The 20,789-nt window shown below is 71.6% G+C and carries 17 protein-coding genes and 2 pseudogenes; 9 read left to right on the top strand and 10 right to left on the bottom strand.

Going from position 1 to position 20,789, the window contains the following annotated elements:
• The first annotated feature begins 132 nt into the window (after positions 1 to 132).
• Entirely contained in the window at positions 133 to 2,955 is a 2,823-nt protein-coding gene (locus IF20_RS24390; RefSeq protein WP_052867438.1) for a DEAD/DEAH box helicase, read from the top strand.
• Between the two features lie 57 nt (positions 2,956 to 3,012).
• Here IF20_RS24390 and IF20_RS24385 read toward each other — a convergent pair whose 3' ends face one another.
• Together IF20_RS24385 and IF20_RS24380 are read right to left on the bottom strand one after the other, a co-directional pair.
• On the bottom strand, positions 3,013 to 3,486 hold the full coding sequence (locus IF20_RS24385) for an ABA4-like family protein (protein WP_052867437.1): 474 nt from the start codon (positions 3,484 to 3,486) through the stop codon (positions 3,013 to 3,015).
• Positions 3,483 to 4,409 carry a hypothetical protein gene (locus IF20_RS24380; protein WP_110944526.1) on the bottom strand — a complete coding sequence of 309 codons (927 nt, stop codon included), beginning with the start codon at positions 4,407 to 4,409 and terminating at the stop codon, positions 3,483 to 3,485. The genes IF20_RS24385 and IF20_RS24380 overlap by 4 nt, the downstream gene beginning before the upstream one ends.
• A gap of 155 nt (positions 4,410 to 4,564) precedes the next feature.
• Between IF20_RS24380 and IF20_RS24375 the strand changes: the two genes are divergently transcribed.
• Positions 4,565 to 5,233, top strand: a complete 669-nt coding sequence (locus tag IF20_RS24375; RefSeq protein ID WP_407702549.1) for a MerR family transcriptional regulator — start codon at positions 4,565 to 4,567, stop codon at positions 5,231 to 5,233.
• Between the two features lie 68 nt (positions 5,234 to 5,301).
• Here IF20_RS24375 and IF20_RS24370 read toward each other — a convergent pair whose 3' ends face one another.
• Positions 5,302 to 6,189: a siderophore-interacting protein gene (locus IF20_RS24370; protein ID WP_052867435.1), complete on the bottom strand. Its 888-nt coding sequence runs from the start codon at positions 6,187 to 6,189 to the stop codon at positions 5,302 to 5,304.
• A gap of 56 nt (positions 6,190 to 6,245) precedes the next feature.
• Entirely contained in the window at positions 6,246 to 7,157 is a 912-nt protein-coding gene (locus IF20_RS24365; RefSeq protein ID WP_052867434.1) for a 5'-3' exonuclease, read from the bottom strand.
• A gap of 345 nt (positions 7,158 to 7,502) precedes the next feature.
• Here IF20_RS24365 and IF20_RS24360 point away from each other — a divergent pair, with 345 nt between their 5' ends.
• From IF20_RS24360 to IF20_RS24350, 3 genes are all read left to right on the top strand, one after another.
• Positions 7,503 to 8,825 carry a quaternary amine ABC transporter ATP-binding protein gene (locus IF20_RS24360; protein ID WP_110944505.1) on the top strand — a complete coding sequence of 441 codons (1,323 nt, stop codon included), beginning with the start codon at positions 7,503 to 7,505 and terminating at the stop codon, positions 8,823 to 8,825.
• A complete protein-coding gene (locus IF20_RS24355; RefSeq protein ID WP_052867433.1) occupies positions 8,818 to 11,421 on the top strand; it encodes an ABC transporter permease/substrate binding protein in 2,604 nt (867 codons plus the stop codon). The genes IF20_RS24360 and IF20_RS24355 overlap by 8 nt, the downstream gene beginning before the upstream one ends.
• Positions 11,422 to 11,575: 154 nt before the next feature.
• Complete coding sequence (locus IF20_RS24350) at positions 11,576 to 12,319, top strand: helical backbone metal receptor (RefSeq protein ID WP_052867432.1); 744 nt, start codon at positions 11,576 to 11,578, stop codon at positions 12,317 to 12,319.
• A gap of 96 nt (positions 12,320 to 12,415) precedes the next feature.
• Here IF20_RS24350 and IF20_RS24345 read toward each other — a convergent pair whose 3' ends face one another.
• Positions 12,416 to 13,594: a TDT family transporter gene (locus IF20_RS24345; RefSeq protein WP_052867431.1), complete on the bottom strand. Its 1,179-nt coding sequence runs from the start codon at positions 13,592 to 13,594 to the stop codon at positions 12,416 to 12,418.
• 70 nt (positions 13,595 to 13,664) lie between these two features.
• Between IF20_RS24345 and IF20_RS24340 the strand changes: the two genes are divergently transcribed.
• Positions 13,665 to 14,660, top strand: coding sequence for a LysR family transcriptional regulator (locus IF20_RS24340; protein WP_110944504.1), 996 nt, complete (start codon positions 13,665 to 13,667; stop codon positions 14,658 to 14,660).
• 501 nt (positions 14,661 to 15,161) lie between these two features.
• On the opposite strand, the gene IF20_RS24335 is transcribed toward IF20_RS24340, so the two are convergent.
• A complete protein-coding gene (locus tag IF20_RS24335) occupies positions 15,162 to 15,797 on the bottom strand; it encodes an ANTAR domain-containing protein (RefSeq protein WP_199896726.1) in 636 nt (211 codons plus the stop codon).
• A gap of 268 nt (positions 15,798 to 16,065) precedes the next feature.
• On the opposite strand from IF20_RS24335, the gene IF20_RS24330 reads away from it, so the two are divergent.
• Together IF20_RS24330 and IF20_RS40075 are read left to right on the top strand one after the other, a co-directional pair.
• A complete protein-coding gene (locus IF20_RS24330; RefSeq protein ID WP_052867429.1) occupies positions 16,066 to 16,413 on the top strand; it encodes a helix-turn-helix transcriptional regulator in 348 nt (115 codons plus the stop codon).
• A 54-nt stretch (positions 16,414 to 16,467) separates the two neighbouring features.
• Positions 16,468 to 16,608: pseudogene (locus tag IF20_RS40075) on the top strand (MerR family transcriptional regulator); the annotation flags it as partial.
• A gap of 153 nt (positions 16,609 to 16,761) precedes the next feature.
• Here the strand turns inward: IF20_RS40075 and IF20_RS40070 are convergent.
• From IF20_RS40070 to IF20_RS24315, 4 genes and pseudogenes are all read right to left on the bottom strand, one after another.
• A pseudogene (locus IF20_RS40070) lies at positions 16,762 to 17,025 on the bottom strand (HAD family hydrolase); the annotation flags it as partial.
• A 113-nt stretch (positions 17,026 to 17,138) separates the two neighbouring features.
• Complete coding sequence (locus tag IF20_RS24325; RefSeq protein WP_052867428.1) at positions 17,139 to 17,474, bottom strand: hypothetical protein; 336 nt, start codon at positions 17,472 to 17,474, stop codon at positions 17,139 to 17,141.
• A gap of 84 nt (positions 17,475 to 17,558) precedes the next feature.
• Positions 17,559 to 18,950 carry a uracil-xanthine permease family protein gene (locus tag IF20_RS24320; protein ID WP_234426800.1) on the bottom strand — a complete coding sequence of 464 codons (1,392 nt, stop codon included), beginning with the start codon at positions 18,948 to 18,950 and terminating at the stop codon, positions 17,559 to 17,561.
• 3 nt (positions 18,951 to 18,953) lie between these two features.
• Complete coding sequence (locus tag IF20_RS24315) at positions 18,954 to 20,087, bottom strand: arylsulfotransferase family protein (protein WP_052867427.1); 1,134 nt, start codon at positions 20,085 to 20,087, stop codon at positions 18,954 to 18,956.
• A gap of 112 nt (positions 20,088 to 20,199) precedes the next feature.
• Between IF20_RS24315 and IF20_RS24310 the strand changes: the two genes are divergently transcribed.
• Complete coding sequence (locus tag IF20_RS24310) at positions 20,200 to 20,754, top strand: helix-turn-helix domain-containing protein (protein WP_052867426.1); 555 nt, start codon at positions 20,200 to 20,202, stop codon at positions 20,752 to 20,754.
• The last annotated feature ends 35 nt before the right edge of the window (positions 20,755 to 20,789 follow it).

Raw genomic sequence — 20,789 nt, 5'->3', positions numbered from 1 at the left:
CGCTCCGGTACGGGGTGTACGAGGGCCGGTTCCCGGGGTGGGGCCGGCCCTCGCCGCGTGTACGGGGGCGGCGGATCGCGTGGCATAAAGATCGCGTGACTGTCAGAGGTGGCCGGTAGTCTCGTAGACACGATGACCGAGGACATGTCCCCTGCTGAGCGCTATGCCGCCGCGCGTGTTCGCGCGGCCGAGCAGGCCACCGCACTCTTCCCTTTCAAGGAGATGTACGACTTCGCACTGGACGCGTTCCAGATCGAGGCGTGCGAGGCCCTTGAGGCCGGCAAGGGTGTGCTGGTCGCCGCTCCCACCGGATCCGGCAAGACGATCGTCGGCGAGTTCGCCGTCCACCTGGCCCTGGAGCAGGGCCGCAAGTGTTTCTACACCACCCCCATCAAGGCCCTGTCGAACCAGAAGTACCAGGACCTGGTCAAGCGGTACGGCGCCGAGAAGGTCGGCCTGCTGACCGGCGACAACAGCGTCAACGGCGACGCCCCGGTGATCGTGATGACCACCGAGGTCCTGCGGAACATGCTGTACGCGGGCTCCCAGACGCTGAACGGCCTCGGTTACGTGGTCATGGACGAGGTGCACTACCTCTCCGACCGCTTCCGCGGCGCCGTCTGGGAAGAGGTGATCATCCACCTGCCCGACTCCGTGACGCTGGTCTCGTTGTCGGCGACGGTCTCCAACGCCGAGGAGTTCGGCGACTGGCTGGACACCGTGCGCGGCGACACCGAGGTGATCGTCTCCGAGCACCGCCCCGTGCCGCTGTGGCAGCACGTCCTGGCCGGCCGCCGGATGTACGACCTCTTCGAGGAGAAGGAGGGCGGCGAGCCCGGCCGCGGCAGGCGCGAGGTCAACCCCGACCTGATGCGGCTCGCCCGGCTGGAGAACAGCCGCCCCACCTTCGGCCGGGACAAGCGCCGCGGCCGGAATCTGCGGGAGGCGGACCGCGAGCGGGAGCGGCGCCAGCGCAGCCGGATCTGGACGCCCAGCCGTGCCGAGGTGATCGACCGGCTGGACAACGAGGGCCTGCTCCCCGCGATCACGTTCATCTTCAGCCGGGCCGGCTGTGAGTCGGCGGTGCAGCAGTGCCTGTACTCGGGCCTGCGGCTGAACGACCAGGCGGCGCGGGAGAAGGTCCGCAAGATCGTCGAGGCTCGTACGGCCGGCATCCCCGACGAGGACCTGCACGTCCTGGGCTACTTCGAGTGGCTGGAGGGCCTGGAGCGCGGCATCGCGGCGCACCACGCCGGCATGCTGCCCACCTTCAAGGAGGTGGTCGAGGAGCTGTTCGTGAAGGGCCTGGTCAAGGCGGTCTTCGCGACCGAGACCCTGGCCCTGGGCATCAACATGCCGGCCCGTTCCGTGGTCCTGGAGAAGCTCGTCAAGTGGAACGGCGAGCAGCACGCCGACATCACCCCCGGCGAGTACACCCAGCTGACCGGCCGGGCCGGGCGCCGCGGCATCGACGTCGAGGGCCACGCGGTGGTGCTGTGGCAGCGCGGCATGGACCCGGCCGCGGTCGCGGGCCTGGCGGGCACCCGTACGTACCCGCTGCGCTCCTCCTTCAAGCCGTCGTACAACATGGCGGTCAACCTCGTCTCGCAGTTCGGCCGGCACCGCTCGCGCGAGCTGCTGGAGATGTCCTTCGCGCAGTTCCAGGCCGACAAGTCGGTCGTCGGGATCTCGCGCCAGGTGCAGAAGAACGAGGAGGGGCTGGAGGGCTATCGCGAGGCGATGACCTGCCACCTCGGCGACTTCGAGGAGTACAGCCGGCTCCGCCGGGACCTGAAGGACCGGGAGACGGAGCTGGCCAAGCAGGGCGCGGCGCAGCGCCGGGCCGCCGCGGCGGCGGCGTTGGAGAAGCTGAAGCCGGGCGACGTGATCCACGTGCCGACGGGGAAGTTCGCGGGGCTGGCGCTGGTGCTCGATCCGGGTATGCCGTCCGGGCGGACCAACGGCCATCGCGGCTTCCACGCCGAGGACGGCCCGCGGCCGCTGGTGCTCACCGCGGAGCGGCAGGTCAAGCGGCTGGCGTCGATCGACTTCCCGGTGCCGGTGCAGCCGCTGGACCGGATGCGCATCCCGAAGTCGTTCAACGCGCGCAATCCGCAGTCGCGCCGCGACCTGGCCTCCGCGCTGCGCACCAAGGCCGGGCACATCCCGCCGGAGCGGCATCGCAAGAAGCGGTCGGAGGCCGCCGACGACAAGGAGATCAAGCGGCTGCGTACGGCGCTGCGCGCGCATCCGTGCCACGGCTGCGACGAGCGCGAGGACCACGCGCGGTGGGCGGAGCGGTACCACCGGCTGCGGCGGGACACGCGGCAGCTGGAGCGCCGCATCGAGGGCCGCACGAACACCATCGCGCGCACCTTCGACCGCATCTGCTCGCTCCTGACCGAGCTGGACTATCTGCAGGGCGACACGGTCACGGACGAGGGACGCCGGCTGGCGCGGCTCTACGGCGAGCTGGACCTGCTGGCGAGCGAGTGCCTGCGCGAGGGCGTCTGGGAGGGCCTGTCGGCCCAGGAACTGGCCGCGTGCGCGTCGGCGCTGGTGTTCGAGGCGCGCCAGGCGGACGACGCGGTCGCGCCGAAGCTGCCGTCCGGCAAGGCCCGGGCCGCGCTGGGCGAGATGGTCCGCATCTGGGGGCGGCTGGACGCCCTGGAGGAGGACCACCGGATCAACCAGGCGGAGGGCGTCGGCCAGCGCGAGCCGGACCTCGGCTTCGCGTGGGCGGCGTACCAGTGGGCGTCCGGGGTCGGCCTGGACGCGGTGCTCCGCGAGGCGGAGATGCCGGCCGGCGACTTCGTGCGCTGGTGCAAGCAGCTGATCGATGTCCTCGGCCAGATCGCGGCCGCGGCGCCGGAGGGCAGCACGGTGACCCGGGCAGCGCGCAAGGCGGTGGACGGCGTGCTGCGGGGCGTCGTGGCGTACTCGTCGGTGGGGTGAGCCCCACCGTCCGGCGGCCGAGGCGCACACGCGTCCCGGCCGCCGCTCGGTCGCGTCCTACGCCCTGACCGCGCTCGGCCCCGCGGCGGCACGCCCCGTGGCGTTCCCCTGCGCGGTACGGCTGCGCAGTGCCCGCAAGGCCAGGAAGAGCAGGACGCCGATCGGGGACAGCAGCACGGTCAGGACCAGCAGGGGGCCCATGACCAGCGGGTGGATGCCCAGGCGGCGGGCCTCGCGGTACATCCACTGACCGAGGAAGAGATCCCAGGCGATGACCTGCGCCCAGATGGCCGCCGCGCCGCCGTCCACGGTCATCAGGTCCTGGAACGCGCCCAGTTCGGGGCTCGACACCGCGGACCAGAGCCGCGGGAGGACCGGTACGGCCAGCGCGAGGTAGACCGCGAGGACCGGTATCAGCGGCAGCGGCGAGGCGGCGATCCGGTCGGTCCACCGCCGGCCGGGCGCGAGGATCAGCAGGGCCCAGAAGGGGGCCGCGAGCCAGAACGCGAGATCGAAGAGGACGCGTGTCATGCGGTGAGCTCCTGGGGGCGGGCCGCGGTCTCCGCGGTCTCGTCGTACGGGCGGGTGGGGGCGCGCAGCGCGGCAAGCGTGCCGAGGGCGGTGGCCGTGAGCAGGGCCGCCAGCGCGCCCAGGGTCGGCGCGTCCGGGTGGATCAGCGGCTGGCCGCGCAGTGCCTGCCAGGTGATCAGGGCCAGCAGTCCGGTGAGGAAGCCCGCGGCGACCAGGACGAGCCGCAGCCGTACGCGCTCGGTACGCAGCCTCGGTATGCGGCGGCCGAGGGCGTCGAGGCCGAACAGGAAGAGGGGCAGCAGCTGCAGCGCGTGCATGCCCACGAAGTGCGGTATGCGCAGGTCGCCGCCGGTGGTGCTCCAGCCGGTCAGGGGCATCGCGGGGCCGCCGTCCGGCACGCCGACGCTGTGCGCGCCGACGATCTCCCGCACGCCGTGCGCGGCCGCCGCCTGCTGCTCCGGGGTGGGCGCGAGCATCAGTCCGCCGAGCGCCAGGCCGGCCAGCGCGATCAGTACGCCGAGCCGGACCGCCCAGGTGGCGGCCGGGTCGGCGCCCTGGCCGCGGCGGAACTGGAGCAGGGCGATGACGAGCGTGGCGAGCCACAGGACGACGATGGTCACGCCCATGATCGCGAAGAGCGCCTGGTCGAGCGGGGTGGCGAAGTTGAAGTGGCTGCGCCGGCCGCGGACCGTCTGGCCGACGATGACGGCCATTTCGACGGCGCCGGTGACGGCCACGGCCGTGCCGGCCCACCAGCCGGTACGGCTCCGCGCCGGGGACCGCCCGAGCAGCCAGGCGAGCGTCAGCCCGTAGAGGACGAACGAGACCGAGAACTTCAGCGGCTTGAACCAGATCGGCGCGCCGACGAGCACCCGGTCGTCGGCCGCCGTGCCCACCGCCGAGACGACGGCCAGGGCGGCCATGGCGAGCGAGAACCAGAGCAGTGGGCGGTGCGGTGTCGCGGTGCGCAGGGCAGGCAGGAGTGGAGCGGGCATGAGTGACCCCCGTCATCGTCATGTCGCGAGAATGGATAGTGGCACTTGCCGCTATCTGATAGTGGGACTATCTATGATGGGGAGTGATCTGGCAAGCCTGGAAGGGAAGTGAACGGCGCGTGCGCATCGGCGAGTTGAGCCGGCGGACCGGGGTGGCGGTACCGACGATCAAGTACTACGTCCGGGAAGGCCTGCTCCCGGCAGGCCGCCTGACCAGCCCGAACCAGGCGGACTACGACGAGACGCACGAGCGGCGGCTGCGGCTGGTCCGCGGTCTGATCGAGGTCGGCGGGCTGTCCGTATCGGCCGTGCGTGAGGTGCTGGCGGCGGTCGAGGACACGGACCGGCCCGTGCACAAGGTCCTCGGCTCGGCCCACGAAAGCCTGACGCCGCCGCACGCCGTCGGCGGCGCGGAGCTGGCCGGGGCCCGCGAGGCCGTGGCCGCGCTGGTCGCGCGGCGGGGCTGGCAGACGGCGCCCGACGGCGCGGCGGGCGAGGCGCTCGCCGGTGCGCTGGCCACGCTGCGAGGCCTGGGGCACGGCGGATTCGAGGAGGTGCTCGACGCCTACGCCGATGCCTGCGAGCGGATAGCGACGGCGGACCTGACGTACGTCGGGCGGGCCCCGGACGTGGAACGGCTGGTCGAGGGCGTCGTCGTGGGCACCGTCATCGGCGACGCCGTGCTCTCGGCGATGCGGCGGCTGGCGCACACGGACGCCTCGGCCCGGAGGTACGGCGCGGCGGACGACTGAGGCGCCCGCCGGGGGCGGGCGCCCGGGGAGGGGCCGGCCGGACAGGAGGCGTCCGGCGTGGCCGTCGGTCAGGAGGCGTCCGGCGCGGCGGCCGGCTTCTCCTGCTCCGCCTCGACCGCTTCGTTCCACTCCTTCTTGGAGGCCTGCCAGCCGTCCTCGTCGTGGCCGCGGCGCCAGTAGCCGGAGATGGACAGGTCGGCGCGCGGCACCTCGCGCTCGACGCGCAGCAGGCGGCGCAGCTCCTTCACGAAGCCCGCCTCGCCGTGCACGAACGCCTGGACCCGCCCGGGCAGCCACTCCGTGCCGCGCACGGCCTCGACCAGCCGCTCGCCGACCGGCTCGCCGTTGCGGTGCAGCCAGACGATCTCCGCGCCGGCCGGGGCCCGCAGCTTCTGCTCCTCGCGGGCGTCCGGCACCTCGATGAAGGCGCGCACCACCGCGTCCTCCGGCATCCGCGCGAGCGAGGCGGCGATGGCCGGCAGGGCGCTCTCGTCGCCGGCCAGCAGGTGCCAGTCCGCCGAGTCCTCGGGGGCGTACGCGCCGCCGGGGCCGAGGAAGCGGATCTCCTCGCCGGCCTCGGCCTGCTGCGCCCACGGCCCGGCCAGCCCCTCGTCGCCGTGGACGACGAAGTCGATGGTCATCTCCAGGCTCTGCGGGTCCCAGGCGCGCACCGTGTACGTACGGGTACGGGGCCACTGGTCGCGCGGGAAGTCCGCCCGGATCTGCGCCATGTCGAACGGCTCCGGGTACGTCACGCCCGGCACCGGGAAGAGCAGCTTGACGTAGTGGTCCGTGTACTCCCCGGCGGAGAACTCCGCCAGCTCCGCACCGCCCAGCACGACCCGCATCATGTGCGGGCTGAGGCGTTCGGTGTGCACCACGCGGGCGCGGTGGGTGACGGCCTTCCTGCGGGCGGGACGCTCGGTGGGACGTTCGGCGGGACGGTCTGCTGCCACGGTGGGCCCCCTGGACGGTCTGAGAATAAGTTAGGTACACCTAACCTAACAGCACATCATGAGAGCGTGCTGAGGACGCGCTGGAGTGAACCGCCCAGTCCCCATCGGCCGGCCAGCTCCTCCAGCGTGGCGGGATCGGCCGGTTCCTTCGGCACCGCCGGGTCGAACTCCGGCAGCGCCACGTCCCTCGCGACCTGGACGACCCGGGGCGCCACCTCGATGTAGGGCCGGGCCTCGGCCAGCCGCTTGCGCTGGGTGGGCGTCAGCTTCGCCGCCGGGTCGTCGACCGCGGCCATGATCCCGGCCAGGTCCCCGAAGGACGCCAGCAGCTTCGCCGCGGTCTTCTCGCCGATGCCCGGCACGCCCGGCAGGCCGTCGCTCGGGTCGCCGCGCAGCAGTGCCAGGTCGGCGTAGCCCGCGCCGTCCACGCCGTACTTCTCGCGGAGCCACGCCTCGTCGGTGAGCTGGAGGGTGCCGACACCCTTGAGGGGGTACAGCACGCGGACCCCGCGCCGGTCGTCGACGAGTTGGTAGAGGTCCCGGTCGCCGGTGACGATGTCGACCGGCCCCGCGGCCCGCGTGGCGAGGGTGCCGATGATGTCGTCCGCCTCGTACCCCGCGACCCCGACGCGGGCGATGCCCAGCGCGTCCAGCACCGCCTCGATCACCGGGACCTGCGGCGAGAGGGTGTCGGGGATCTCCTCCGCGTCGGGCTCGGCGGAGCCCTCGGGCGCCTCCTCGGCGACCCGGTGCGCCTTGTACGTCGGGATCAGGTCCACCCGCCACTGGGGGCGCCAGTCGGCGTCCATGCAGGCCACCAGGTCGTCCGGGTGGTGGTCCTGGAGGAGGCGGGCGATGAAGTCCAGCAGGCCGCGGACGGCGTTGACGGGCGTGCCGTCCGGGGCGCGGACCGAGTCGGGCACGCCGAAGTAGGCGCGGAAGTACAGCGAGGCGGTGTCGAGGAGCATCAGGCGTCGAGTCACACGCCGATGATGCCGCACGCCACTGACAGCGCCCGGCGTGTGTCCCCGTTCACCGTGCATCGCGTCTGAGTCGCGAGCAGGCGTGTCCGGGTCGCATGTGACGCCGTATCAAACCTGTGACCTGTGTGAGCCATGCCACTGATGTGTTTGGCGTGAATAAACGGGGGCATGCGCGCACCCGGAGCGGAACCGGTAAGGGATTCAACTTTTCTTTTCCCGGCGCAGGCGGCCCGAAGTCGTGCCGCTCCACGGCCCCTCCCCAGCCTTTCGGCCTGGGGATCACCCATGGCTTGGGACGGGCCGTACCTTGGTTCGACTCGAGAGGTGTATGTGTCCAGGCTGCAAGCCGAGCACCTGTACAAAGTGTTCGGCAGACGACCCGATGACGCCGTGCGGAAACTCGAGGGCGGGGCAACCCGCGACGAGCTGCGCGCCGAGGGTACGACGGCAGCGGTGATCGATGCGTCGTTCACCGTGGACGAAGGCCAGATCTTCGTCGTCATGGGTCTGTCGGGTTCCGGCAAGTCCACGCTGCTGCGCATGCTGAACGGGCTGCTGGAGCCGACCGCGGGCAGTGTGCGGTTCGACGGCCAGGACCTGACCACGCTCAGCCCGAAAGAGCTGCGCCGGGTCCGTTCGCAGAAGATCTCCATGGTCTTCCAGCACTTCGCGCTCTTCCCGCACCGCAGCGTGCTGGAGAACGCCGCGTACGGGCTGGAGGTGCAGGGCGTACCGAAGGCCGAGCGGCAGAAGCGTGCCCATGAGGCGCTGGAGCTCGCGGGCCTGAAGGGCTGGGAGAAGTCTTGGCCCGACGAGCTGTCCGGCGGCATGCAGCAGCGCGTGGGCCTGGCCCGTGCGCTGGCCACTGACGCGGACCTGCTGCTGATGGACGAGTCCTTCAGCGCGCTGGACCCGCTGATCCGCCGCGACATGCAGGACCAGCTGCTGGAACTGCAGAAGACGCTGAAGAAGACGATCGTCTTCATCACCCACGACCTGAACGAGGCCATGCGGCTCGGCGACCGGATCGCCGTCATGCGCGACGGCCGGGTCGTCCAGAACGGCACCGCCGAGGACATCCTCGTCCGGCCCTCCAACGACTACGTCGCCTCCTTCATCCAGGACGTCGACCGCACCCGCGTGCTGACCGCGGGCGCGATCATGACGGACGTGGCGTCGGTACTGGGCGGCAAGGACGCCAACGGCCAGGAGATGTCCACCGCCGAGCGGTTCCGCGCCGCGGCGCCCGCCACGGTCACCGAGGACACCCCGCTCGTCGACCTGTTCGCGCCCTGCTCGGCCAGCACGGTCCCGGTGGCCGTCGTCGACGCCGCCGGTGAGCTGGTCGGCGCCGTGCCGACGCAGCGGCTGCTCGCCGTGCTCGGCGAGGCCGAGGCGGACACCGCACCGGCCGCCGGCGTACCCGCGCAGCCGGCCTCCGCGGACGCGAAGCAGCCGGAGGACAAGCAGCCGGAGGACGCGAAGCCCGCGGACGTCACGCCCGAGGACAAGCAGCCCGAGGACGCGAAGCCGACGGACGCCGACACGGTGGAGAAGAGCGGCGAGGACACGACCGGCGACGGCAAGTCCGCCGATGACAAGACCGGCGACGACAAGCCCGCCGACGGGAGCAAGGTGATCGCCGGTGCCTAGGATCGAGATCGGCGCCTGGGCCGACGCCGCAGTCGACTGGCTGCGGTCGAACGTCGCCTGGCTCTTCGACGCCATCACCAGCGTGCTCAACGCGGTGTACGGCTTCTTCCACATGGTGCTCGCGGCGCCCGAGCCGCTGTTCCTCGCGGGCATCCTCGCGGTGCTCGCCTGGTGGCTGCGCGGCTTCCTCGCCGCCGTACTGACCTTCCTCGGCTTCGTACTGATCGACTCGATCGAACAGTGGGACGCGACCATGGAGAGCCTCTCCCTGGTCCTGGTGGCCTGCCTGGTCATCGTCGTCATCTCGGTGCCGCTGGGCATCTGGGCCGCCCGCAACCGTGCGGTCAGCGGCGCGGTGCGCCCGGTCCTGGACCTGATGCAGACGATGCCGGCGATGGTGTACCTGATCCCGGGCATCCTCTTCTTCGGCCTCGGCGTGGTCCCCGGCATCGTGGCGACCATCGTCTTCGCCATGCCGCCCGCCGTCCGCATGACCGAGCTGGGCATCCGGCAGGTCGACGCGGAGCTGGTGGAGGCGGCCGACGCCTTCGGCACGCACCCGCGCCGCACGCTCTTCCGCGTGCAGATCCCGCTCGCGCTGCCCACGATCATGGCCGGCATCAACCAGGTCATCATGCTGGCGCTGTCCATGGTCGTCATCGCCGGCATGGTCGGCGGCGGCGGTCTGGGCTCCTCCGTCTACGACGCGATCAGCTCCGTCGACGTGGGTCTGGGCACCGAGGCCGGTCTCGCGGTGGTCATCCTCGCCATGTACCTGGATCGGATGACCGGCGCCCTGAACCAGCGGGTCTCGCCGCTCGGCCGGCGCGCGCTGGCCAAGGCGCAGGCCGCGCTCGGCGGCTGGAAGTTCCTGCAGTGGCGCCCGGCGACCTCGCTCGCGATGGTCGGCGTGGTCGTGCTCGCGCTGGCCGCGGGCGGCATGAACGCCTTCGGCGGCAAGAGCGAGAACTCGGCCGCCGGCATCGGCGACGGTCGGACGATCAACCTCGGCTACGTCAACTGGGACGAGGGCAAGGCCACCACGTACCTGTGGAAGGAGCTGCTGGAGCAGCGCGGCTTCAAGCCCAAGGCGCAGGCCCTGGAGGCCGGCGCGCTCTACACGGGCCAGGCCCAGGGCGACATCGACGTGCAGACCAACTCCTGGCTGCCGGTCACCCACGCCTCGTACTGGAAGAAGTACAAGAACAAGCTCGAGGACTACGGCGCCTGGTACGACAAGACCTCCCTGGAGATCGCCGTACCGTCCTACGTCAAGGGCGTGAAGACGCTCGACGACCTCAAGGGCAAGGGCAAGGAGTTCGGCGGCAAGATCGTCGGCATCGAGCCGGGCGCCGGCGAGATGAAGATCGTCAAGGACAAGGTCCTCAAGGACTACGGCCTGGCCGGCGAGTACAAGCTCCAGCAGTCCAGCACCTCCTCGATGCTGGCCGAGCTGGACCGCTCGATCAAGGCCAAGAAGCCGGTCGCGGTGACCCTGTGGTCCCCGCACTGGGCGTACAGCAAGTACAAGCTGACCAAGCTCAAGGACCCCAAGGGCTCCTTCGGCTCCGGTGACGGCATCCACGCCCTCGGCCGCAAGGGCTTCTCCAAGGACGAGCCGCAGGTTGCCTCGTGGATGAAGAACTTCCACCTGGACGAGGGGCAGCTCACCAGCCTGGAGGCGGAGATCCAGGACGCCGGCAAGGGCCACGAGCAGGACGGCGTCAAGGCCTGGCTGAAGAAGAACCCGGGCATGGCCGACAAGCTGGCCCCGGCCCCGGGCGCCTACGCCAAGGGCAAGGACGCCGGCGCCGCGCCGAACATCGGCTACCCGTCCTGGGACGAGGGCATCGCCACCTCCTTCCTGTGGAAGTACGTCCTGGAGCAGCGCGGCTACAAGCCGAAGATGCGCAACCTCGACGTGGGACCGATGTGGACCGGCATGTCCACCGGCCAGGTCGACGTGGAGATGGACGCCTGGCTGCCGGTCGCGCAGAAGCAGTACTGGGACAAGTACAAGAACGATCTCGTCGACCTCGGTGCGTGGTACGACAAGACGTCCCTGGAGATCGCGGTGCCTTCCTACGTGAAGGGCGTGAAGACCATGGACGATCTGCGTGAGCACAAGGACGAGTTCAAGGGCAAGATCATCGGCATCGAGCCGGGCACCGGTGAGATGAAGCGCCTGAAGAGCAAGGTCCTGCCGGCCTACGGCATCAAGGACATGAAGGTCACCGAGGCCGGCACCAGCGCCATGCTCGCCGAGCTGGAGCGGTCCTACGCCAAGAAGGAGCCCATCGCGGTCGTCCTGTGGTCGCCGCACTGGGCGTACGACAAGTACGACCTGACCAAGCTGAAGGACCCGAAGGGCACCTGGGGCGCCAACAACCAGATCAAGTCGCTCGCGAACAAGAGCTTCCCCAAGAAGTTCCCCGAGTTCAGCAAGTGGCTGAAGAACTGGCACATGCAGCCCGAGGAACTGGCGAGCCTGGAGCAGGCCGTCAACAAGGCCGGCACCGGTCATGAGGAAGAGGGCGTCAAGAAGTGGGTCGAGGCCCACCCGGGCATCGTCGACAAGATGGCGCCGGTGAAGTGACACCGTGACGCCGAACCGGTCCTGACCGGTCGCCCCTCCCTGGTACGGGCCCCGCCACCGCACTCCGGTGGCGGGGCCCGTCCGCGTGTCGGCACTCCGACGACGGGGCCCGTCCGCGGTCGGCAGGCCCTGTCGCGGGGCCTACGGTGGGGCGATGACCTCTCACGCTCCCGTACGCAAGGTGGTCTCCCTCGTCCCGTCCCTGACTGAGGCCGTCGCCGCCACCGGGCCCGAGCTGCTGGCCGGCGTCACCGACTGGTGCAGCCACCCCGCCGGCCTCGACGTCCCGCGCATCGGCGGCACCAAGAACCCCGACACCGCGCGGATCGCGGCGCTCGCCCCCGACCTGGTGATCGCCAACGAGGAGGAGAACCGCCCCGCCGACCTCGCCGCGCTCCGCGCCGCCGGGCTGGACGTGCTCGTCACCGAGGTCCGCGACCTGCCGCAGGCCTTCCGCGAGCTGGACCGTGTCCTGGTACGCGGCTGCGGGCTGCCCCGCCCGAGCTGGCTGGACGACGCGGAGGCGGCCTGGCGCGAGGTCCCGGCGTACGACCCGCCGCTCACCGCCGTGGTGCCGATCTGGCGGCGGCCGTGGATGGTTCTCGGCCGGGCCACCTTCGCGGGTGACCTGCTGGCCCGGCTGGGCGTCCGCAACCTGTACGCGGACCACGCCGACCGCTACCCGAAGATCCCCCTCGACGAGCTGAACGCCCGCGGCGCCGACCTCGTCGTCCTCCCCGACGAGCCGTACCGCTTCACCGCCGACGACGGCCCCGAGGCGTTCCCGGGGATGCCCGCCGCGCTCGTCAGCGGCCGCCATCTCACCTGGTACGGCCCGTCGTTGGCGGCGGCTCCCGGGGTGCTGCGGACGGCGCTGGAGGCGGCCGTACGGCGGTAGCGGCGGCGCGCCGGCAGCCACCTGCCGGCACACCGCCCGGGGCGCAGGCCTGGGCGCGGGCCCGGGCGCGGTCCTGCGCGCGGGTCCGGGCGGGCGTCAGGTAGACGTCGCCGTAGCCGTGGCTGTAGCCGTAGCCGTAGCCGTCGATGCCGCGGCCGAGGCGGGCGGCGCGAGGAGCGTGCCCCGGACGAGCCCGCGGGCCGTATACACGAAGGCCGTCAGCCAGCCCGCCACCAGGAGCAGGTACAGCCCGACGGTGAGCCAGTCGTACAGGACCAGTCCGGTGTGCCCGGCCAGCCCGGCGGCGCCGGTGACACACGTACCGACAGGGAAGGTGAACGCCCACCAGGTCATCGAGAAGCGCATCCCGCCGCGGAACGCGCGGGCCACCAGCGCGGCGGAGAGCAGCAGCCACAGCAGCGCGAACCCCATCACCGGCACGCCGTACAGCACGGCGAAGGCGGTCATCGCGCCGCTGTACGCGGAGCCGGCGGCGGGCGCGGCGTTCGCGAGGTTGCCCACCGCGGTCGTGGACTGGCCGAGCGGGCCGAGCACGAGGACCAGCGCGGGCGTCGCGGCGAGCGGCAGCGGGCCGTGGTGGATCAGCCGGGAGAGCACCAGCGGCAGCATGGCCAGCACGGTCAGCAGGGACAGCCCGAACATGCCGTAGCAGCCCAGCAGCAACGCCTCCCGCCACTGACCGGCCGGCAGATGCGGGATCAGGCCGGGCCCGATGGCCGCGGAGACCATCGGGGCGACGATGGGCAGCAGCCAGGCGGGGGAGGCCGAGCCGACGTCGATACGGTGCCGGGTCACCATCAGGTACGGCACGGCCGCCGCCGCGGCCAGCCCGGTCACGGTCCCGGCGACCCACAGCACACTGTCCACCGCCACCGCCGGGGACAGACCGATCACGTCCTTGCCCACGGCGAGCGTGCCGCCGCCGACCGCCAGCAGCGCCATCGCCAGGCAGCCGTGGAACGGGGCCACGGCCGGATCGAGCAGGTGCGCCCTGGCCTGGTCGGTGTGGCGGACCCAGTGCGCGGCGCGGGCGGCGAGCAGCACGGCCAGCAGGACGGCCGACAGCGCCCAGACGGCTTCGTACGCGGAACGCAGTACGCCTGAGTGCACCGGGAGGGTGGCACCGGCGTTGGCGACGATCGCCGTACCCATGACGGCGGCGTACCAGTTGGGGCCGAGGTGCCGTACGGAGCCACGGGGACGGCCGTCGGAACCGGTCACCGGACGGGAACTGGAATGCGCGAGGGTTGCCATGCCACCAGCGTTTCGCCACACGCCGGGTTCCACCAGGGGGCTCACTCCTATGAGGACATAAGCTGGTCTTATGAGCGAAGCGGAGCGGGAACAGGAAGGAAGTGTGCCGGAAGCGGCGCACCGCGGCCGGCCGGCGCAGGACGGCGGACCGGCGCACGGTGGCCGGCTGGCGCACCGCGTCCCGGACCTCGGCGCGCTGGAGCTCCTGCTCGCCGTGGCCCGGCTGGGCAGCCTGGGCCGCGCCGCGAAGGAGCTGGGCATCACCCAGCCCGCCGCCTCCAGCCGACTCCGTGCCATGGAGAGCCAGTTGGGCGTCGGCCTCGTCGAACGCTCACCGCGCGGCTCCCGGCTCACCGATGCCGGCGCGCTCGTCACGGACTGGGCGCGGCGGATCGTGGAGGCGGCCGAGGCCTTCGACGCGGGCGCGCAGGCGCTGCGGGCCCGGCGCGACTCCCGGCTCCGCGTGGCCGCGAGCATGACCATCGCCGAGTACCTCCTCCCCGGCTGGCTGATCGCGCTGCGCACCCAGCGCCCGGACACCGCGGTGTCGCTGTCCGCGGGCAACTCCGCCGTGGTCGCGGAACGGGTCCTCTCCGCCGAGGCCGACCTCGGCTTCGTCGAGGGCCTGGACGTACCGCCCGGGCTGGACGGCGCGGTCATCGCCCACGACCGCCTGATGGTGGTCACCGCCCCGTCCCACCCATGGGCCCGCCGTCGCACCCCCTTGACCGGCCGCGAACTGGCCGCCACCCCCCTGATCCTCCGCGAACAGGGCTCCGGCACCCGCCAGGTCCTCGACGCGGCCCTGGCGCTCTGCGGCCCCCTTGCGCCCCCACTCCTCGAACTCGCCTCCACCACCGCGGTGAAAGCCGCCGCAGTCAGCGCCGCCGGCCCCTCGGTCCTCAGCGAACTCGCCGTCGGCGAAGAACTGGCAGCCCGCCGTCTGGTGGAAATCCCGGTCCCGGGCATTCCCCTCGGCCGCGACCTCCGAGCGATCTGGCCCACAGGCCAACGCCCTACGGGGCCGGCGCGGGAGTTGCTGGGACTGACGCGGGCGGTGCCCTGACCGGTGCGGTGACGGGCAGGGCAGAGGCCGAGCCGGACCGGGCTGAGAGCCTCTCGGGCCCCGGCGGACGCTGTCGCGGCCAGCTGCGTCTGCGGCCTTCCCGGGCCTTCCCGCGCGGCGAGCCGGTCCGCCCGCTCGTCGGCCTCGCGGTCGCGCTGGTTTCCCGGGCGCGGCCACCTCGTAGTTCCACCGTTCGGCGGCGTCTGACCTGTGCCGGGCCGGGCAGGCGCCGGGAGCACGGGACGGCACAGATGCCAGCGCTCGGGGAAAGCGTGCCGTGCAGCCCGCGACGTCGCGAAAGCCTCAGTGGGTACGAGCGGGGCGGTACTGCGAGCGCAGCGCCGCCCCGCTCACACACTCATGAGCCGGGACCACGTCCACCGGCACGGCATGAGACCTCAGCGGATCGACACCACATCGCGACTCGTAGCCCGCGCAGTCCTGGGCCGTGCGGGCCGGCACTGCTCCTGGGATCGCAGAGCCGGCGACAGAGGGTGCGTGTCAGTGATGGCCGGGAGATTCCGGTGTGAAGTTTCGGGCCGGCCGGGGTGGCGACTCGGCGGTTGCCTTCACAGCCGCGGCGGCCAACTGCTCTCGGACGGCCTTGGACAGAGCGGGCCCGTGAACGGCGCCCACCACGTCCCCGGCCAGACGGTGCAGCTTGGTGTTGGTTTTCTGTGAGGTGGTGACCAGCACGTCCCAGGCTCCGTCGGGGCTCAGGCCGAAGCTGACCATCAGGATGCCGCGTGCCAGGTCGATGATCGGACGGGTCTGGATGGCCCGTCGCAGTTGGGCGTTGACGGCATGCGGGTCCTGCGCAGTGTTGTGGTCGGAGCGTGCGTCCTGATCGGTTGACTGCGCGGTGTTCCTGTTGTTCGGGCTCGGGGGCGCGAACAGCGTCCGGATACCGGTCAGGTCAAGCCGTCGCTCCACCGCGGGGCTGCTGGAGCAGATGATGACGGTCTTGCCCCGTTCGAAAGCCCGTCGGCGCAGGTCGAGCAGCAGGTAGACGCCGGAGGAATCGCACGACTTCACTGCGCTCAGGTCCAGATCGATGCCTTCGACCGAGATGCCGAGGGCTTGCTGCACGATCGAGGAGACTTGGTGGCCGTCGTCAGGACCGAGGTCCGCATGCACGGTCACCCTCATTCGATCGCCGGACGAAGCGATGTCGAATGTAGCCGCCGAAGGCGGCGTCCGGCCGGCCTCCGGGGGTGCGCCGCTTCCCCCAGGAAGGGACTGCTCAGAGTACGCAGGCTCCGGCATGGCCTTACTCCCTGTGCTACCTGTCTGCGCTGGCTCGCACTCAGGCTGCCCACTCCGACCCACACAGGTCAATTGATACAGGAAAAAATGTGCATGCTTTGGGATGCGTGCAACCGCGTGCGCCCTATGGTTGAAGTCCATGAATGGAGTACCTCAGCCACACACCGGATGGACGTTCGTCACCAACCACGCACGGGTACTGGCCGCCATCGCCGACAACCGGCATGTCCGCATCCGTGACCTCGCTGCCCACTGCCGGCTCACCGAACGCGCCGTCCACGGCATCATCGGTGACCTGGAGCGCGAGGGGTATCTCTCCCGCACCCGCGAAGGACGCAGCAACGTGTACAAGGTCGACCCCGGCAGGGTGCTGCGCCACCCGGCCGAGTCCGGCCTGACCGTGGCCGGCCTGCTCTCCCTGCTCATCCGGGACGAAGCCGAACACACCGCGGACCCCGACAGCGACCGGGCGCCCGATCCCCCTTGAAGGACGTCTCACGTGGCGAAGTCTCGACACGGGCCGCTCGCTGACGCGTCGATGAAGTTCGGCGTCGAGGAACTGCGCGGCACGCTGCGTCTGCGGCGGGCCGAACCGGGGACTGCTGTGACTGCCGCGGGGGCACGGCCGCTACAGGTCGAGGCGAGGCTCCGAGCGATCGAGAGTGAGGGGCGCATGCCCACGAAGGGTGCGGCGGGCGGACCACGGTGGTGTCCCGTCACGGTGTGGCGCGCCCGCCGACTTGCAGGAGGCCGCACGGGGGAGACGCCGGAGCGGATGGTGTCGTGTGCAGCCGCCGGCACTCAGCATCCCGCTGCCGTCGTGGGTTGGGTACCCAGGACCGCCCGTGTCGTACAGGTCACTCTCGTCCAGCTGCTCGCCGCTGGCCGGCGGCCTCGCGGGCGCGGTATTCCTCGGCGAGGTCGATGCCGGGGAGTAGCAGTCGACGGCGTCGGCGTTGTTCCGGCCCCGGGCGACGACCGCACCGACGAGCGCGGACAGCGTTTGCCGGGGAACGCCGAGCCAGTCGGCCCACGATGTCCAGTAGCGGTCGTCGCGCACCAGCGTCTCGCCGATATCGAAAGCCACAGCTCGGATCATGCCGGCACCCTACGGGCGCCCCTCGGGCGGCGCGCAGCGGTGGCCTGCCGTGGCCCAGGTGGCGAGTTGTATCGGCGGGGGAAAGCCGGCCCGCACCCTCGTGACACAGGGCATCAGGAGGCCGTCAGGGTGCCGGCGAGTTCTTCCTGGCGTTGCTTCAGGTTCTCGAATGCCGTGATGACGTCGCATGCGAACTCCTCGGGCCACGGTGTTCTCGAATGCCAGCGGTAGGGCACGCCCTCTTCCTTCCAGCGGAGATGGCTCACGTGCCAGGAGTTGTGGTGGTCCAGGAACGCCAGGTACGAGGCGGGCATGTGTGCGGCGTCGATGAGGTGGGCCTTGGCGGCCAGTAGATTCTGTATCGCGCGGTTTCTCGGCATCAGGTCGTTGTCCACCCAGAACAGCCAGGTGTCCAGCTGCGCACCGCTGAGGGTGCCACCGGACGGCATGAATTCGCGGCCGACCGTCTCGCAGAAGTCCCTGAAGGAGGAGCGTCCTTCAAGGAATAGGCGCACGCCCAGGCTAACGCCGCGTCAGGAACCGCCCGTACCGGGGTCACCGGGTCTGCGCGGGAGGCTGTCGGCGGGCGGGCTTTTCGGACGCGTTCCGTGGTGCGTGAACACCGCCGTCAGCACCACCGCCGTGATGGCGCCCGCGGGGACGCCGCTGCCGAAGAGGGTGCGGGCCCAGACGGGGAGGGGCTCGTACAACTCGGGGGCGAGGACGGGGAGGAGGCCGGCGAGGAGGGTGAGGGCGACGACCGTGATGACCGGGCCCTCGAAGGTGTCGGCGCGGCGGAGCATGCCGAGGCCCATGGCGGCGATGACGGCGTAGATGACCAGGCCGGCGCCGCCGACGACCGGGGTGGGGAGTGCCGCCAGTAGGCGGGAGATCGGGGCGAGCAGGCCGATGAGGATGAGGAGCGTGCCGGCGCCGGCGGTGACGAAGCGGCTGCGGACGCGGGTGAGTTGGACGAGGCCGATGTTCTCGGCGCTGGTGACCATGATGGAGGTGCCCAGCAGGCCTGCCGCGAGGGAGGTGAGGGCGTCGGCGCGGACCGTGCGGGGGACGTCGCGGGCGGGGTCCGGGTCGCGGCCCACCGCCTCGCTGTTGAGGACCGTCTGCCCGGTGGCCTCGGCGAGGGAGGCGAGGGTGAAGACGATGAGGGGGATGGCGGCGAGCAGGTCGAAGTGGGGGGCGCCGTACGGGAAGGGGTGGGGGAGGGCGAGTACCGGGCCGGTGGCCGGGGCGGCGTGCGTGCCCGTATCGGTCAACAGGGCGGCGGCCGTGCCCGCTGCGATGCCCATCAGTACGGACATCTGCCGCCACACGCCGGGCAGTACGAGGTAGCAGAGTGCGGTGGCGCCGATGGTGACGAGGGCCAGCCAGGTGTCGTGGGCGATCATCGGCGCGGTGACGTCGACCATGTTGATGCCGATGAGGAGGACGGTGGTGCCCAGGACGACCGGTGGGAAGAAGCGGACGATGCGGCGGTAGAGGGGGAGGACGGCGAGGAGGAAGGCCGCGGCGATGAGGACGGAGCCGGAGGCGGTGGCCGGGCCGTGGTCCTTCGCGGTCTGGAGGAAGATGGCCACGGCCGCGCCGCCCGGGAGCATGACGAACGGCAGCCGGGCGCCGATCCGGAGGACGCCGAGGGACTGGAGGAGGGCCCCGGCCCCGCACAGCGCGAGGGTCGCGCTGAGCAGGGCCGCCGTGCGGTCCGGGGACAGCCCGAGGCCGGTGGCGATCAGGAAGGCCGTGGAGACCGGGGCCGCGAGCATCGCGAGGACGTGCTGCGCGGCCAGTGGGAGGAGCCGGTGCAGCGGGAGGCGTTCGTCCACCGGGTGGACCGGCCGGCCGTCGGGACCGGACGGTCCGTCAGGGGTGTCGCCTCCGGTACGGGTGGTGCCGGCGGGGACGGCCACCGGTCACCCCTGCTCCGGCAGCCAGGGCAGTTCCTCGGCGCCGTAACGATAGGCGCGGAACAGGGCGTTGTGCTGGGCCGGGAAGATCCGGCCGACCTCCGGCTCGCGGTAGCCGCCGAAGTGCGGGACGACGTACTCCCAGCAGAGGTAGCCGTCGGCGGTGACCTCGAAGATACGGCCCGCGGGGGAGTCGCAGACGAGTGTGTTGCCGTTGGGGAGGCGTTGCGCGCTGCCCATGAAGGGGGCGAAGAAGGCTTCGCGGGCGGGGTCGTGGTACTCCCAGGCGATCTTTCCGGAGGACCGCTCGACCTCGATGACGCGGGAGAAGGGGACGTCCCGGTGCGGGCGGAAGACGCCGTTGTCGAAGATCAGGATGTTGCCGTTGGGGAGTTCGGTGGGGTTGTGCTGCTGGGAGACGATGCCGGGCTCGGTGCGCCAGATGATCTTTCCGGTGGCGCGGCTGATGACGATGACTGCTGAAGCGCTGCGGAGGCTGGCGAGGATGTTGCCGTCGGCGAGCGGGAGGACGGCGTTGATGAGGGGGTAGTGCTCGCGCGAGTAGTCGGGGTGGAGGGGATACTCGTCGCGGTCGAGGTGGTCGGACACCCGCCAGGACCAGAGTTCGCTGCCGTCCGCGTCGACCTCCTTGATGGTGTCGGCCCAGACGGTCGGGCCCTCGGCGGTGGTCGGCTCGGAGCCGGGGACGCCGCCGCGTACGGCTGCCGCGGCGTCGCCCGTGAGCGGCTCCAGCGCGGCGTAGAGGATGCGGCCGTCGCCGAGGTGGTGCGCGTCGTGGTGCTGGAGCGGGTCGATGTGCTCGCGGACGACGGTGCCGTCGGGGGTGATCTCCTGCATCACGCCGCCGCGGTACTTGTGCCACATCGGGAACAGGGCTTCCTGGTCGGGCAGTACGCCGTTGTAGGCCAGGTTGCCGTTGGGGAGGATGCGGGCGTGCCGGCCCGGGCGGTAGGGGAGGTTCCACTGGTGGACGACCTTGCCGTGCAGGTCGACGAGGTAGACCTCGCCGGAGCCGGTGAGCGGCGCGTAGAGGGTGTAGCCGGGGTACGCGACGTCCTCGTCGAGCGCGAGCAGGCCGGTGCCGCGGCGGCGGCGTGTGTTTTGATCGACAGCGGTCATGGCGGAGCCCTCTCTCGTCAAACTTTGTTTGATGGCGTCAAACAGGTTCGATGCTAGAGGGCATTCGTTGCAACGCTGTGAACGTGGCGATAAAGGGGAGAAGGAGTGCGGGATGCGTGAAGATCAGGGGGCGCCGCAGGTCGGCCGGGCCGTGCGGCGCCGCCGCCGCGCGCTGGACCTCACGCTCGCCGAACTGGCCGGGCGCACCGACCTGTCCAAGCCCTTCCTGAGCCAGGTGGAGAACGACCGCGCCCGGCCGAGCATGCGCTCGCTCCAGCGCATCGCCGACGCCCTGGAGACCACGGCGGTCCAACTGCTCGGCGCGGCCGAGGACCGGCGGGCCGTCGACGTGGTGCGCGCGGACCCCGCCGCGGCGCTGGCGGACGGCGCGGCGGGCGCGGTACGGCCGCTGGTCCGCGGCCAGCAGCAGCTGCACGCGCTGGAGTTCACCGGCACCCACGAGTGGGGGCGGGAGTTCCGGCACCCGAACGACGAGCTGCTGTACGTGATCGAGGGTGCCGTGGAGGCGGAGGCCGAGGGGCAGCGGTACGAGCTGGGCCGCGGCGACACCCTGTACTGCACGGGCGGGGTGACGCACCGCTGGCGCGCCCAGGAGCCGGGCGCGCGGGTGCTGCTGGTGGGGGTCGCGGACGACGTCGGTCTCTGACGCCGCCCGGGAGGACGGGTACGGCAGCGCTACGT

The sequence above is a fragment of the Streptomyces niger genome, from assembly GCF_000718305.1.
Lineage (GTDB): Bacteria > Actinomycetota > Actinomycetes > Streptomycetales > Streptomycetaceae > Streptomyces > Streptomyces niger.
The sequence above is the reverse complement of the archived record's forward strand: the minus strand, read 5'-3'. Positions and strand labels throughout refer to the sequence as shown.

What these genes read in the sequence shown, in the direction of transcription:
- IF20_RS24390 (WP_052867438.1), top strand. Translation starts at nt 133, where the DNA reads ATGACCGAGGACATGTCCCCTGCTGAGCGCTATGCCGCCGCGCGTGTT.
- IF20_RS24385 (WP_052867437.1), bottom strand. Translation starts at nt 3,486, where the DNA reads ATGACACGCGTCCTCTTCGATCTCGCGTTCTGGCTCGCGGCCCCCTTC.
- IF20_RS24380 (WP_110944526.1), bottom strand. Translation starts at nt 4,409, where the DNA reads ATGGCCGCCCTGGCCGTCGTCTCGGCGGTGGGCACGGCGGCCGACGAC.
- IF20_RS24365 (WP_052867434.1), bottom strand. Translation starts at nt 7,157, where the DNA reads ATGCTCCTCGACACCGCCTCGCTGTACTTCCGCGCCTACTTCGGCGTG.
- IF20_RS24350 (WP_052867432.1), top strand. Translation starts at nt 11,576, where the DNA reads ATGACCTCTCACGCTCCCGTACGCAAGGTGGTCTCCCTCGTCCCGTCC.
- IF20_RS24345 (WP_052867431.1), bottom strand. Translation starts at nt 13,594, where the DNA reads ATGGCAACCCTCGCGCATTCCAGTTCCCGTCCGGTGACCGGTTCCGAC.
- IF20_RS24340 (WP_110944504.1), top strand. Translation starts at nt 13,665, where the DNA reads ATGAGCGAAGCGGAGCGGGAACAGGAAGGAAGTGTGCCGGAAGCGGCG.
- IF20_RS24330 (WP_052867429.1), top strand. Translation starts at nt 16,066, where the DNA reads ATGAATGGAGTACCTCAGCCACACACCGGATGGACGTTCGTCACCAAC.
- IF20_RS24325 (WP_052867428.1), bottom strand. Translation starts at nt 17,474, where the DNA reads ATGCCGTCCGGTGGCACCCTCAGCGGTGCGCAGCTGGACACCTGGCTG.
- IF20_RS24315 (WP_052867427.1), bottom strand. Translation starts at nt 20,087, where the DNA reads ATGACCGCTGTCGATCAAAACACACGCCGCCGCCGCGGCACCGGCCTG.
- IF20_RS24310 (WP_052867426.1), top strand. Translation starts at nt 20,200, where the DNA reads ATGCGTGAAGATCAGGGGGCGCCGCAGGTCGGCCGGGCCGTGCGGCGC.